A 13,662-nucleotide genomic window follows, 5' to 3' on the forward strand; every position below is an offset into this window, starting at 1 on the left:
GCGTTGCCAGGGCGAGCGGGCAGCGATGGCCTGCGTCCGACGAGCAATCCGAGGCGCGACTTACGGAGACCACTTATGCACGATGCCCGCGCGATGCGTTCGCACTTTGGCTGGTTCAAACGCCGCCGCCAGCTGCAACTGGATGATGTCACCGTGGTGGACCGCGGCATGCTGCGCAAAGCCGTCGGCGCTGCGGCGCTGGGTAATGCGATGGAGTGGTTCGACTTCGGCGTGTACGGCTATCTAGCGGTGACGCTGGGCCAGGTATTCTTCCCGTCCAGCAACCCGACCGCGCAGTTGATCGCCACCTTTGCCACCTTCACCGTGGCCTTTCTGGTGCGGCCGATTGGCGGCATGGTATTCGGCCCGCTCGGCGACCGTTTCGGACGCCAGAAAGTCCTCGCAGCCACGATGATCATGATGGCGCTGGGCACCTTCAGCATCGGCCTGATTCCCGCCTACGAGCGCATTGGCCTGTGGGCGCCTGCATTGCTGTTGCTGGCGCGTTTGCTGCAGGGGTTTTCCACCGGCGGCGAATACGGCGGCGCGGCCACCTTCATTGCCGAATACGCCACCGACCGCAATCGCGGCCTGATGGGCAGCTGGCTGGAATTCGGCACGCTCGGCGGCTATATCGCCGGCGCAGCCACCGTCACCGTGTTGCACATGAGCGTCACCCCGGCGCAGATGCTCGACTGGGGCTGGCGCGTGCCATTCCTGATCGCCGGCCCGCTCGGCCTGCTCGGCCTGTACATGCGCATGAAGCTCGAAGAAACCCCGGCATTTCGCGCCTATACCGAACAATCCGAACAGCGCGAACGCCAGACCGCCGCGCAAGGCCTGATGACGCTGCTGCGCCTGCATTGGCCGCAACTGCTTAAGTGCGTGGGACTGGTGCTGGTGTTCAACGTCACCGACTACATGTTGCTGACCTACATGCCCAGCTATCTCAGCGTCACCGTGGGCTATGCCGAGAGCAAGGGCTTGTTGCTGATCATCCTGGTGATGCTTGTGATGATGCCGCTCAACATCGTCGGCGGTATGTTCAGCGACAAACTGGGCCGGCGGCCGATGATCATCGGCGCCTGCATTGCGCTGTTTGCGCTGGCAATTCCATGCCTGTTGCTGATCGGCAGCGGCAACGATGGGTTGATCTTCGCCGGGTTGATGCTGCTTGGTCTGGCGCTGGTGTGCTTCACCAGTTCGATGCCATCCACCTTGCCGGCGCTGTTCTACACGCCGGTGCGCTACAGCGCGTTGTCGATCGGCTTCAATGTTTCGGTGTCGTTGTTCGGTGGCACCACGCCATTGGTGACTGCCTGGTTGGTAGAGCGCACCGGCGACCCACTGGTGCCGGCGTACTACCTGATGGGTGCGGCGGCGGTTGGCCTGGTGACCATGTTGTGCGTGCGCGAAACCGCAGGATTGCCGCTACGCGGCTCGCCGCCGGCGGTGGCCAGCGATGCTGAAGCGCGTGCACTGTTGCAGGCCGACAGCCCGGTGACCGTGGATGCGCAGTTGCCGGTCAACACAGCATCATCGATGGGCCAACCGCGCACGGCGTGAGCGCTTGGCGTTTTTCGCACGACATGCGTCTGTTGCGACAGGCGCATTGTTGTGTTGTCGCAGTAACGGGTTACGTAGTGCGATACCCGATGCGGGCGATGGCGCTGTGCATCGCTGCCAACCGGAAGGCGGACCACGGCCGGAATCGTCGAAGATGGCGGCTAAAGAGCTAACGAAATGCCGCGAATAGCCGCTTGGCAGTTTACGCAGTAGTAGCCCTGTTGGCTGTTCTTGTTCGTCACACGCGCAATGGCTAGAAAGCTCGCTGTGTTTCAGGTCAAACACGCTGTTGCTGTGATCGACGCAGCGCGTTGAGCGATGCTGAAGCTCGCCGCAGCCGCCTTCAGCGCGCGCTGTGCGCATGCTGCTCCAGCAACTCGGGCATGCGCATATCGGCCGACGGCGCACCCTCGCCGGTTTCCACATAGCGTTTGAGGCTGCTGCCCAGAAAGAAGCGCCAACCACGCGCGCAGGCCTCCTTGCACGGCGAATCGCGGTAGCCGGACTGCACGAAATCGATCTGTGTGCCCTGGCTGGTGGGGCGCAGCTCGAAACGCATCACGGTGCCTTTCCAGGCGTCGGTATCGAGCATGTTGGAATCGTGGCAGCGCCAGCACACCAGTTGGTGATCGGCGCCTTCATCGATACTCAGTTCTACCCGCCAGCCCTGCCGGCTCCAATCCAGGCGCACCAGATCGTCGGCCAGGCTCACTTCGCGGGTCCACCAATACGCAAGCCGGCGGGGCTCGGACAATGCGGCAGCCACCACTTCGGGTGCGGCAGCAATGACGATGCTGTGGCGGATCTCGCGATTCATCTGGTGAGCATTCGCTGCCTGGACGCCGATGATCCAGTATTTTAACAGCCAATAGCGCTGCAGGCCCAGCAGTGTTCAGTTCGCTTGTGCGGCGCTCACATCGCGCTGGGTACCATCGCTCAAGTCCCAACCATGATGAGCAGGCATGACAACGCTTCCGATACCGGTGATGGACGCTGCCGCGCAGCGCGATTTGGCAACCGCCCACGCCTTGCTGGAAAACCCCGGCGTTGCGGCGCAATTGGCCAATGCGCTGGGTGCCCCGATCGAGAGTCTGATTACCAAGCGGCTCCCCAAGATGGTGACCCGCAGCATCGATGGCGTGACCCGCCGCGCGCTGCAGGTCGCAATGAAATCGGCGCTACTGAGTCTGCGTGGCAAGACCGATGCGCAGCAGCCTGCATCCACCGCGCGGCACACGCTGGCCGTGGCAGTGGCCGGCGGTGCAGGTGGCTTTTTCGGCCTGCCGGGCTTGATGGTGGAGCTGCCGGTGACCACCACGGTGATGCTGCGCTCCATCGCCGATATTGCCCGTGCAGAAGGCGAATCGCTGCACGAGCCGGAAACCGCGCTGGCCTGCCTGGAAGTGCTGGCACATGGCGGCCGCAGTGCCAGCGACGATGGCGCCGAATCGGGCTATTTCGCAGTCCGTGCGGCGATGGCGCAGCAACTGAGCGCTGCGGCCAGCTATGTGGCCGCGCACGGCTTCGCCAGCAAGGGCGCGCCAGCGCTGGTCTCGCTGGTGTCGCGCGTCGCGGCGAAGTTTTCGGTGAATGTGGGCGAAAAGCTGGCCGTGCAGGCCGTGCCGCTGGTCGGCGCGGTCAGTGGCGCCACGCTCAATACCGTGTTCATGCGCCACTTTCAGGCGATGGCGCGTGGGCATTTCATCGTGCGCCGGCTAGAGCGTCGCTTTGGCGAAGATGCGGTACGGCGTGCGTATGAGGCATTGTCGCCGCCGCGTTGAGGGCGATGCCTGGCACATGCGTTTCCCAGACGCGTGGTTGCGAGGCGAGGTCCTCGTTGCCTCGCCTCGCAACCACGTACGTCAGAGTCGTCGGCCGCGTGTCAGGGCGTATTCTTGCAGTCCCAGTAAGCAACGACATTGGGCCAATAACCGTTGCTTTGGCCTTGTCGGGCAACCACTCCCGTCAGCGCCAGCGATCTGGTTGCTGGATAAGTGGCCGTGCACGAGCTCCAGCCAGCATTCCACAGGTATTTGTAGACGGCCTTATTGGAAGGAGCGGTCGCGCTGGAGTTTGTATCATCCAGCACTGAACCGTAGACCGTGACATTGCCGAGCACTGCCGCGCTGGCAGGTGAAATGAAGCTGGACATCGCGGTAGTGGCGAGTGCGAAGAGAACAAGGGTCTTCCTAACGTTACGTCGGTTGCTGGTAGGCATGCTCAATCCCATCGTATTTAGTGAAGGACGTATCGAACTTAGGGATGGTCTGATCAACGCGACCGGAAAACGAAGCAACCGCATCCGCCGCGCTGAGGGCGCTCAAATCGCCGATTTTTTGCCGGTTTCGGCACGTTTGCGGGGTGTTGCCTGGATTACAGGCACAGCTTCCCCGCAGCAGGCATTAACGCTTTGCGCGTCAGCCACAGATTCGATAGTGCAAACAGCGTCAGCACCTGTGCGGTGTTCTTCGCCAAACCGCGATAGCGCACCTTGACGTAACCAAACTGACGCTTGATCACCCGAAACGGGTGTTCCACCTTCGCACGCAGGCTGGCTTTGGTGTGCTCCCAGCGCTTGGCCAACTTCAGTTCGCGCTTATTCTTGATCTGCTTCAGCTTCGAGGGCTTCTCCGCGATCAGGTAGCGCAGCGTGCGCTTGCCCTTCATCTCATCGCGCTTGTCCAGCCCGGTGTAGCCGCTGTCGCCGCTCACAGTGTCTTCCTTGCCGTGCAGCAGCTTGTGCGCCTGCGTGATGTCCGCTGCGTTGGCCGCCGTGCATTCCACGTGGTGCACCAGGCCCGACTCATCGTCCACCCCGATGTGCGCCTTCATCCCGAAGAAGTACTGGTTGCCCTTCTTGGTCTGGTGCATGTCCGGATCGCGCTCGCCATCCTTGTTCTTGGTCGAACTTGGCGCCGCAATGATCGTGGCATCCACGATCGTCCCGCCCCGCAGACTCTGCCCTTTACGCGACAGGTGCGCGTTGACCCGGTTGAACAGCTTGCGCGCCAAATCATGCCGCTCCAGCAAATGCCGGAAGTTGAGAATCGTCGTTTCATCCGGCACCTCATCCAGCCCGCCGATCTTCGCAAAACGGCGCATCGACACCGTGTCGTACAGTGCTTCTTCCGCCGATGGATCGCTCAGTGCGTACCACTGCTGCAAAAAGTGGATGCGCAGCATCGTCTCCAGCCGATACGGCTGTCGCCCCGGCTGCCCCGACTTCGGGTAGTGCGGTTCGATCAGTGCCAGCAGATCCTTCCACGGCACGACCTGGTCCATCTCGGCCAAGAACACCTCACGCCGCGTCCGCTTGCGCTTGCCGTTGTACTCCGCATCGCCGAAGGTCAGTTGCATCGTCGTTGTCCCGTTGCGTCTGTGTGATTGTCGCAGGATCAAGGGGAGTTGTTCAGAGTTTCCTTAGGGCTATTTTCTGTAGCGCGGCACTGTGGCATCGCATATCCGGCGACCGTTTCGCATGGCGGCCGGCGGCCGGCTGCCGATGCCAGGCGACCGCACGCCTGCAATGGTGCCCTGTCGCCACCCCATGGCCTTGAAGGCCGGCCGCAGTGCACACCAATCGCCCAGAGGTCATGCATGTCCAAGCCATTCTCGCCCGCATCCGCGCGCAATCGCGATCCGATCCTGCAAGTGCTGCTGCGCCACTTCGGTGACCGTCGCCATGTCCTGGAAATCGGCGCCGGCAGCGGTCAGCACGCGGTGCATTTCGCCGCCGCCATGCCGTGGTTGCAGTGGCAGGCCAGCGACCATCCGCAGCACTTGCCCGGTATACGGACGTGGCTGGACGAGGCGGCGCTTCCGAACGCGCCACCGCCTATTCCATTGCAGGCCGCGTTGACGCCCGCCCCCGGGCTTGCACCACCGCCCGGCTTGCCGGTGCTGCGTAACGGCCAGCGCGGCTTCGATGCGATCTACAGCGCCAATACCTTGCACATCATGGGCTGGCCGCAGGTGCAGGCCTTGTTTGCCGGCTTGCCGGCGGTGATGGCGCCCGATGCGGTGCTGGCGATCTACGGACCATTCAACCGCAACGGGCAATTCACCAGCGAGAGCAATCGTGACTTCGACGCGATGCTGCGCGAGCGCGACCCCGCATCGGGTATTCGCGATGCCGAAGCAGTGGATGCGTTGGCTGCATCGGTGGGATTGCAGCTGATCGACGACGTGGCATTGCCGGCGAACAATTATTGCCGGGTGTGGCGGCGTATGACGGCCACGAGTTGAATCACCGGCTTGCCGAGCGCAGCCGATGGAGAAGCAGCTGTCGATCATGCGAAGGCATGCAGCGTGTTCCTGCAGATAAACGCAGATTTGTCGGGTCAATGCCGGTGTGCAAAGAGTTGCTAGCCTTGCAGGAACCGGTAACGGCCTTGTGGCCGCGTGTGGTGTCCATGGAATGACAAGCCGACGCGTCTCCTGCAATTTCCAACGCGCGTGTTGAGATGCGATGCGGGAACGACGCCATCGTCAGGAGTGCCTGCTCTGGACCAACCCGCGATGCACATAGCCATGCGTTGCGTTGCCACGGCAGATTATTTCGTCCAGGAAAACGCCATCTGCAACCTTGCCTTGCGGAACTCGTTCACGTTCTTCTTGATCGGCGTCTTCCAGCTGACCTGCCTGGCCGGCGTCACTGGCGCCAATTGCACCGGCGCGCCGTCCAACCGCGCATTTGCTTTGGCAATGGCCACCGCCTGCAGCGTGGCGGTGCCCACGCCATCGCTGGTCAGCGTGTTGGTGGCCGCACAACCCCATGCGCCATCGGCCAGCACACGTACACCCACGCCGCTGGATTCGGCATTGACCACGTTCACCACCTGCGCCTCGCGCGTGATCACGAACTGACGCTAATAGCGCCCCACCCGCACATTGCAATAGCTGGCAGCTGCGGCCTTGGCGGTGGTGAGCGCGCTATCGGCCAGGCGCCGGTTGCGCGCGGCATCGGCCGGGGTGAGCAATTGGTCGGCTGCGATCAAGCGTGTGTGCGGCAGCAATAAGCCGGCGGCACCGATGCCGGACAAGGTGAGGAAGGTACGACGGTCCACGTGCGGTCTCTCCAATCGATGCGTGCAGCGCGAGAGGCGACGAGCGTTACCGCGCATACCGTGTGGTCAGTGCCGCTCGTTTTGATCCAGAAAATTTCTCGCCCTGCAAACCGTAATTAGGCTTGTAATAAGCGAACGCGAGCACGCGTGACTGGCGCGCATGTTGGCCCCGATGTCTACCAAGCTTTGGTCCGGCTGCAGAGACAGTTGCGCTTTAGCAGGGCGTGCGCTCTCTGAAGTGGGCAAGAAAACTCGGATGACACCCACGGATCACTTCGCTGCAAACGTCCGCATGCGCACTACCTGACAGTGTCCGCTTGAATGCTGAAGCCGGCACCTCAGCACAGTCTCAGTGCGTTGCGCTACGCCGGCGCCTCTGATCCAACAAATAGCCGAGTGCGCCGCCCACTGCGTTCGGCAGCAACGCGTATATCGGAATGAAGAGCAGCGCCAACGCCGACTGCGCATCGGCGTGCAAATCCAGCGTGGCATGCGCCCAGGCGAGCGCGCCGAAACCGATCAGGCACGGCACCAACAATGCAATCGGCCGCCGGTACAAGAAGCTGATGCCGAGCAGCGCGCCCCAGGCAATCGCATTGAACGCAACCAACAACAGCCAACCGCCTGCGCCGGTATCCGTATATTGCTGCAGCCACTCCAGCCCAAATGGCAAGCGTGCTGCATACGGCAACACCACGCCGGTGAGCACGAGCAGAAAGCGAGCACTCGCTAACGTCATACTCAGTTCCCCCAATTGTCGGCAAAAAGAAGACGCAGTATCCGATGCAGTGCGACAGCGCTGCCAGTATCGTTGGTCAAGTTGAGCTGTTAGCGATGAAAGTCGTTTGCAGCAACGATTGCAGTGGCCAGCGTGCAGGCCTGCCTGCACGGAGGTAGTCACTATATTCGGACGCTGTATTTCCAAGGCTGGTCCAGCGATGGAGTTGTCAGCCCCCGCCGCTTAATCGGCAACGCAGTCAGCCGGTGCCATAAACCAAGACACCCGCACTAGGCGGGTGTCTTGGTGGAATCGAGCTTGCGTACTGCTTGAGCTGCAACTGCTGTTACGCTTTATCCGCATCCAAGTGATACCGCGTCGCTTCAGCCACTTCGTTCTTCGAACCCAGGAACACTGGCACGCGCTGGTGCAGCTGTGTCGGTTGGATGTCGAGAATGCGTTCGCGTCCGGTGGTGGCGGCGCCGCCGGCTTGTTCCACCAGCATGCTCATCGGGTTGGCTTCGTACATCAGGCGCAGCTTGCCGGGCTTGGATGCGTCCCTCTTGTCCCAAGGGTAGATGAAGATGCCGCCGCGGGTGAGGATGCGGTGCACGTCGGCCACCATGCTGGCGATCCAGCGCATGTTGAACTCCTTGCCGCGCGTGCCGTCCTTGCCGGCCAGCAGGTCGCCGACATACGCCTGCATTGCCGGTTCCCAGTGGCGCTGGTTGGACATGTTGATGGCGTATTCGGCAGTGTCTTCGGGCACGCGCATGTTGGCCTGGGTCAGCAGGAAGCTGCCTTCTTCGCGCTCCAGCGTGAAGGCGTGGGTGCCGTGGCCCAGCGTGAGCACAAGCATGGTGCTGGGGCCGTAGATGCAGTAGCCGGCGGCCACCTGTTGGGTGCCCGGCTGCAGGAAGTGCTCGTCGCCCGGCTTTTCGGTGCCCTTGGGCGCGCGCAAGACCGAGAAGATCGTGCCCACCGACACGTTGACGTCGATGTTGGAACTGCCGTCCAAGGGATCGAACAACAACAGGAAATCGCCGCTGGGATATTGGTCGGGCACCGGTTGGCTGTGGTCCATTTCTTCGGACGCGCACGCGGCCAGATGGCCGCCCCAGGCGTTGGCTTCGAGCAGGATGTCGTTGCTGAGCACATCGAGCTTTTTCTGCGCCTCGCCCTGCACGTTGCCGGTGCCGGCATCGCCGAGCACACCGCCCAGGGCGCCCTTGCTCACGGCGATGGAGATGCGCTTGCAGGCGCGCGAGACGATGGTGATCAGCTGGCGCAATTCCGCATCGATACGGCCGGCGTGTTGCTCTTCGATCAGGAAGCGGGTCAGCGAGGGGCGCGACATGGAACGGGCAGCCTGTGTAGGAAGTGGGCCGCTATTGTCGCTATTGCAGCGTTAGATTTCGATCACTCGCTGCGCGGTTGCATCGCCGCTGATCGAATGTGTGTGGATAGCGCCTGTGCTGAGCGCGTGTCACGCGCCCAATCTGCATCCGACACGCGCTGCGCGGTCGGGGGCAGGAGATCAAATAACGAGCACAAAAAAACCGGGAGGCTTGCGCGCTCCCGGCTTTCTGACGCCGGCCGATATCGCCGATGACAGCTAGCGTTGACTCACACCCGGCTGACAGTGGCCACAGCCTGGGCCACGTAGTCCAGGTTGCGCTGGCTCAGTGCAGCCACGCAGATGCGCCCCGTACCGACGGCGTAGATCGCGAACTCGTCGCGCAGGCGGTCTACCTGGGTCTTGGTCAGGCCCGAGTAAGAGAACATGCCGGCCTGGCGTTGGATGAAGTCGAACTCCGGGGCGCCCAGCGTGGCGAGTTTTTCCACCAGCCCTGCGCGTAAGGAATGGATGCGCTCGCGCATTTCGGTCAGTTCCTGCTCCCACAGATCGCGCAGCTCCGGGCTGGTCAGCACGCCGGCCACCAAGGCGGCGCCGTGCGTGGACGGGCTGGAGTAGATGGTGCGGATGATGCGCTTGACCTGCGACTGCACCGCCTTGGCTTCGGCGGCAGTGGCCGAGACCACCGACAGCGCGCCCACGCGCTCGCCGTACAGCGAGAACGACTTGGAGTAGGAGCTGGCGACCACGTAGCTGTCGATGCCTTCGGCCGCCAGCAGACGCACCGCATACGCGTCGGCCTCGATGCCCTTGTCGAAGCCCTGGTAGGCGATGTCGACGAACGGGAACAGGTTGCGTTCCTTCAACAGGCCGGCCACCTGCTTCCACTGCTCTTTGCTCAGGTCGGCGCCGGTCGGGTTGTGGCAGCAGGCGTGCAGCAGCACCACGGTGCCCGGTTCGAGCTTGGCCAGATCGGCGAGCATGCCGTCGAAGTTCAGGCCATGGCTGGCGGCATCGAAATAGGTGTAATCCACAACCTCGAAGCCGGCCGCGCCGAACACCGCGCGATGGTTTTCCCAGCTGGGGTTGCTGATGGCGATAGTGGAGGTAGGCAGCAGCTTCTTGAGCAGGTCCGCACCGACGCGCAACGCGCCGCTGCCGCCGACGGTCTGCGAGGTCGCCACGCGGCCGGAAGTCACCAGCGCGGAGTCGGCGCCAAACAGCAGCTCCTGGGTGGCCTTGTCGTACGCGGCCAGGCCGTCGATGGGCAGGTAACCGCGCGGTTTGGCGTCCTGCGCGAGCTGCTGCTCGATCTTGTGCACGGCGCGCAACAGCGGGATGCGCCCGTTTTCGTCGTAATAGATGCCCACGCCCAGGTTGACCTTGTTGGGGCGGCTGTCGGCGTTGTAGGCCTCGGTCAGGCCCAGGATGGGGTCGCCTGGAACCTGTTCCACGTTTGCAAAGAAGGACACGGCATGACTCGCTGAAGGACGAAAGAGTGAGGGACTTCCGGGGAATGGCCGCTGCTGGGCCAAACCACTTCATCGTAGCAGCCCATGGCCGGCGTAGCATGCTTCGTTCCGTACGCAACAATGCGCGCGCAGTACGGATGAGGGACACTACGCCCATGCCCAGACTCACCTTGTTGGCCGCCGCCTGCGGCCTGTTCGCTATGAGCGCCACGCCGCTCGTCCTGGCCGCCGATCCGGCGCCGCCCGCCTCCACACCGATCCAGCGCTTGCCTGCCGTGCAGGTGGACGCTGCGCGCGTGCGCGGGGTGGAGGATTTCGATCTGCCGGCCTCGTTCACCGCGGTGTCTGCCGACGACGACGACCGCCGCGGCGCGCAGGTCTCCGAGTTGCTGGACGGCATCCCCGGCTTGGTGGCGCGCGACCGCCAGAACTACGCGCAGGACACCCAGCTGTCGATTCGCGGCTTCGGCGCGCGCTCCACCTTCGGTGTGCGCGGCGTGCGGCTGCTGGTCGATGGCATTCCGGCCAGCATGCCCGACGGCCAGGGCCAGCTGTCGCACTTCAACGTGCTGGGCGCCGAGCGGGTGGAGGTGCTGCGCGGGCCGTTTTCGGCGTTGTACGGCAATTCCTCCGGCGGCGTGCTGCAGTTGTGGAGCGCCGACGGCGCCCCAAACGACCCGTGGCGGCTGCGCGCTACCTATGGCAGCAACGCGACCGTCAACGTCGGCGCGCAATTGCTCGGCCAGCAGGGCGCGGTGCATTACAACCTGGCCGCCAATCATTTCGAAACCGACGGCTTCCGCGACCATAGCCGCGCCAAGCGCGACTCGGTCAATGCCAAGCTCGGTTTCGATCTGGCTGAGGGCCGCCGGCTGGACCTGGTGCTCAATTATCTGGATGCACCCGATGCACAAGATCCGCTCGGCCTGACCCGCGCGCAGTTCAATGCCAACCCGGCGCAGGCCACATCGGTGGCCACCCAGTTCAATACCCGCAAGTCGGTGCGCCAATCGCAGGCCGGCGCCATCTTCACCCAGCAATTCGACAACCAGACGTTGCGCTTGATGGCCTATGGCGGCCAGCGCAGCGTGGAGCAGTTCCTGGCGATTCCGGTGGCGGTGCAGCGCAACCCGCTGCATTCGGGCGGGGTGATCGATCTGGACAGCAATTACGAAGGCGCCGACGCGCGCTGGGCTTGGCAGGGCGAGGCGCTGGGCCGGCCCTTGCAGCTCACCGTCGGCACCAATGTCGACCGCCAGCGCCAGCACCGCACCGGTTACGAAAACTTTGTCGGCGACACACTCGGCGTCAAGGGCGCATTGCGCCGCAACCAGCGCGACCAGGTCGAGAACGTGGACCAGTTCGCGCAGCTGTGGTGGCAGTGGAGCGAGCGCTGGTCGGCGCTGCTGGGCGTGCGCCATAGTGAAGTGCGTTTCGAGTCGGACGACCACTACATTGTGGGCCGCAATCCCGACGACAGCGGCCAGCGCGATTATGCGGCGACCACGCCGGTGGTCGGCATCGTGTTCCGCGCCGACGAGGATCTACGCTTTTACGCCTCGGTTGGACGCGGTTTCGAAACGCCCACCTTCAACGAACTCGGTTACCGCAGCGATGGCGGCGCCGGCCTGGCGCTGGACCTGGGCGCGGCGACGAGCCGCAACTATGAAGTCGGCAGCAAGTGGCGTGCACAGAGCGGCGCGGCGGTAGAACTTGCGTTGTTCCGCGCTGACACCGACGACGAACTGGCAGTGGCCAGCAACACCAATGGGCGCAGCACTTATCGCAATATCGGCGCGACGCGGCGCCAGGGCGCAGAGCTCAGCTGGCAGCAACCGATCGGCGCCACGCAGCAGCTGCAGCTGGCCTATACCTTCGTCGACGCCACCGTACGCGATGGCTACCTCACCTGTGCCAGCAGCGGCTGCGCCACGCCCACCGCAGTGGTGGCCAGCGGATCGCGCCTGCCCGGCGTGCCGCGTCAGCAGCTGTTTGCGCGTTGGCTATGGCAGCCGGGGCAGTGGCAATTCGCCGCCGAATCGGTGGCCTCCGGCGCCACCGTGGTCAACGACCTGGCCACGGAGCGTGCACCCGGCTACGCGCTGGTCAATCTGGAAGCCTCGCGGCGCTGGACCACCACGCTCGGTGCATTGCGCACCTTCGCACGCATCGACAATGTGCTGGACCGGCAGTACGTGGGCTCGGTCATCGTCAACGACGGCAACGGCCGCTATGACGAACCCGGCCCGGACCGCACCTATACCGTGGGGCTGCAGTGGGATTTTGGCGGGTGAGCGTGTGGCGGCTGGGCGTTTGCAAAACGCGCATGCCGCTTGGTGACAATTGTCTCGCAACTCATCAGGCAAGCGTTTTTTGCGATTCAAACGGCGAGCGCGATTTGCTTACATTATTGATGCGCCCTCGGGCGCTATAAAGTGCCGTGGATAACGCGCATGTGTTCATCCGGTGGCGATAAGCCGCACGTAGTGTCTCTGCATCCACACGCCAGGCCACACCCATGGTCGTTGTCGATCACGCCCCAGCAGATTGGTTTCTCTTGCGCGATGACGATCGCTATTGGCTGGATATCAACTGCTCGATCTCAGCCGCCGGCTTCTCGATTCTGCTGGTATTGAACACAACCGAGCGTGCCGCCGTGCTGGCAGACCCACATGCTGCGTGCGCAACGGTAGCGGCCCAAGTTCAAGCCCGGCCACACGACTACGCCGCACGCGATAGCAGTGCGGCAGACGGCACCCGTGTGCTTGCGGTGGTACGCCAATGGCGTGCGGCAGGAAGTACGGCGGCCGGCTAGTGCGCTATTACGCGAGGCAAACGGTGATCGGGCGTGGAGCTAATCGCTGGATTGCCGCCGGGCGCTCCGACGTCGCTCTGCACTTGCCGGACGTCATCCTGATCGCGTCTAAGCAAATCAGCAGTGCGGCCAGATGTTGTCGAAGCGGAATGCTAGCCTCTGACACTCAGTCAAGGCATGGAGCGCGGTGATGATGGCTTGGAAACGAACGGTCGTTGTGGTGGCGATGGCAGCCAGTCTGCTGGTGTGCAACGCAGCGTGGGCAGACCACGTGGACATGCGCATCGTGCGCGATGATCCGGCCGGGCGTGAGCAAAGCGCACTGAGATCAGCAGCACCTGCTACGCAGCGACCTGACACCAGCCGGTTCGTCCTTCAACAACACGCTTCCAACGAGATACTTGCCAACCACATGCATTCAGTCGTCTGTCGTCGTTGACGGCGCGGTGCCTGGCTTCTTTGCCGGCGTCTGGCCATCGGCAGGAATCAGGCGCCCCGGTGCATCGCCGGCACCACGGTCTTCATAGTGTTCGGCGTCGCGCTTGCCGTGCTGCTCGCCTGGTTGGGTGGGCTGGTCGCGTAACGGGTCGCGGGACATGGCGTACTCCTGAAACAAGATGGAGTGGCAGTTCACCGCGCCTGCGGTGAAGAGCATGCAAATCGCAGAA

At 63.3% G+C, this 13,662-nt stretch carries 12 protein-coding genes and 1 pseudogene; 5 read left to right on the forward strand and 8 right to left on the reverse strand.

Going from position 1 to position 13,662, the window contains the following annotated elements; all coding sequences use genetic code 11:
* The first annotated feature begins 75 nt into the window (after nt 1–75).
* On the forward strand, nt 76–1,566 hold the full coding sequence (proP, locus tag KWO_RS00360) for a glycine betaine/L-proline transporter ProP (protein ID WP_010364635.1): 1,491 nt from the start codon (nt 76–78) through the stop codon (nt 1,564–1,566).
* A 343-nt stretch (nt 1,567–1,909) separates the two neighbouring features.
* On the opposite strand, the gene KWO_RS00365 is transcribed toward proP, so the two are convergent.
* Entirely contained in the window at nt 1,910–2,383 is a 474-nt protein-coding gene (locus tag KWO_RS00365; protein ID WP_010364633.1) for an SRPBCC domain-containing protein, read from the reverse strand.
* A gap of 169 nt (nt 2,384–2,552) precedes the next feature.
* Between KWO_RS00365 and KWO_RS00370 the strand changes: the two genes are divergently transcribed.
* The gene (locus KWO_RS00370; protein WP_010375398.1) at nt 2,553–3,347 is read left to right on the forward strand and encodes an EcsC family protein; all 795 of its coding nucleotides are present in this window, start codon (nt 2,553–2,555) and stop codon (nt 3,345–3,347) included.
* 101 nt (nt 3,348–3,448) lie between these two features.
* Here KWO_RS00370 and KWO_RS00375 read toward each other — a convergent pair whose 3' ends face one another.
* Both KWO_RS00375 and KWO_RS00380 read right to left on the reverse strand, forming a co-directional pair.
* Nucleotides 3,449–3,718, reverse strand: a complete 270-nt coding sequence (locus tag KWO_RS00375) for a hypothetical protein (protein ID WP_010375400.1) — start codon at nt 3,716–3,718, stop codon at nt 3,449–3,451.
* 221 nt (nt 3,719–3,939) lie between these two features.
* The gene (locus KWO_RS00380) at nt 3,940–4,923 is read right to left on the reverse strand and encodes an IS5 family transposase (RefSeq protein WP_017113471.1); all 984 of its coding nucleotides are present in this window, start codon (nt 4,921–4,923) and stop codon (nt 3,940–3,942) included.
* A gap of 240 nt (nt 4,924–5,163) precedes the next feature.
* Here KWO_RS00380 and KWO_RS00385 point away from each other — a divergent pair, with 240 nt between their 5' ends.
* Nucleotides 5,164–5,811 (forward strand): DUF938 domain-containing protein, encoded by a 648-nt coding sequence (locus tag KWO_RS00385; RefSeq protein WP_010379757.1) that lies wholly within the window; start codon nt 5,164–5,166, stop codon nt 5,809–5,811.
* A 362-nt stretch (nt 5,812–6,173) separates the two neighbouring features.
* Here KWO_RS00385 and KWO_RS22795 read toward each other — a convergent pair.
* From KWO_RS22795 to KWO_RS00410, 4 genes and pseudogenes are all read right to left on the reverse strand, one after another.
* A pseudogene (locus KWO_RS22795) lies at nt 6,174–6,632 on the reverse strand (PmbA/TldA family metallopeptidase); the annotation flags it as partial.
* 349 nt (nt 6,633–6,981) lie between these two features.
* Entirely contained in the window at nt 6,982–7,371 is a 390-nt protein-coding gene (locus KWO_RS00400) for a hypothetical protein (RefSeq protein WP_010379758.1), read from the reverse strand.
* 325 nt (nt 7,372–7,696) lie between these two features.
* Nucleotides 7,697–8,707, reverse strand: coding sequence for a class 1 fructose-bisphosphatase (locus KWO_RS00405; protein ID WP_010379759.1), 1,011 nt, complete (start codon nt 8,705–8,707; stop codon nt 7,697–7,699).
* 269 nt (nt 8,708–8,976) lie between these two features.
* Nucleotides 8,977–10,179: an amino acid aminotransferase gene (locus KWO_RS00410; RefSeq protein ID WP_010367069.1), complete on the reverse strand. Its 1,203-nt coding sequence runs from the start codon at nt 10,177–10,179 to the stop codon at nt 8,977–8,979.
* A 155-nt stretch (nt 10,180–10,334) separates the two neighbouring features.
* Here KWO_RS00410 and KWO_RS00415 point away from each other — a divergent pair, with 155 nt between their 5' ends.
* Both KWO_RS00415 and KWO_RS00420 read left to right on the forward strand, forming a co-directional pair.
* Nucleotides 10,335–12,473: a TonB-dependent receptor family protein gene (locus KWO_RS00415; protein WP_017112434.1), complete on the forward strand. Its 2,139-nt coding sequence runs from the start codon at nt 10,335–10,337 to the stop codon at nt 12,471–12,473.
* 224 nt (nt 12,474–12,697) lie between these two features.
* Nucleotides 12,698–12,994, forward strand: coding sequence for a hypothetical protein (locus tag KWO_RS00420; RefSeq protein WP_010379761.1), 297 nt, complete (start codon nt 12,698–12,700; stop codon nt 12,992–12,994).
* A gap of 418 nt (nt 12,995–13,412) precedes the next feature.
* On the opposite strand, the gene KWO_RS00425 is transcribed toward KWO_RS00420, so the two are convergent.
* Complete coding sequence (locus KWO_RS00425; RefSeq protein ID WP_026112677.1) at nt 13,413–13,592, reverse strand: hypothetical protein; 180 nt, start codon at nt 13,590–13,592, stop codon at nt 13,413–13,415.
* Between the last annotated feature and the right edge of the window lie 70 nt (nt 13,593–13,662).

Source organism: Xanthomonas vasicola pv. musacearum NCPPB 4379 (assembly GCF_000277895.2).
Lineage (GTDB): Bacteria > Pseudomonadota > Gammaproteobacteria > Xanthomonadales > Xanthomonadaceae > Xanthomonas > Xanthomonas vasicola.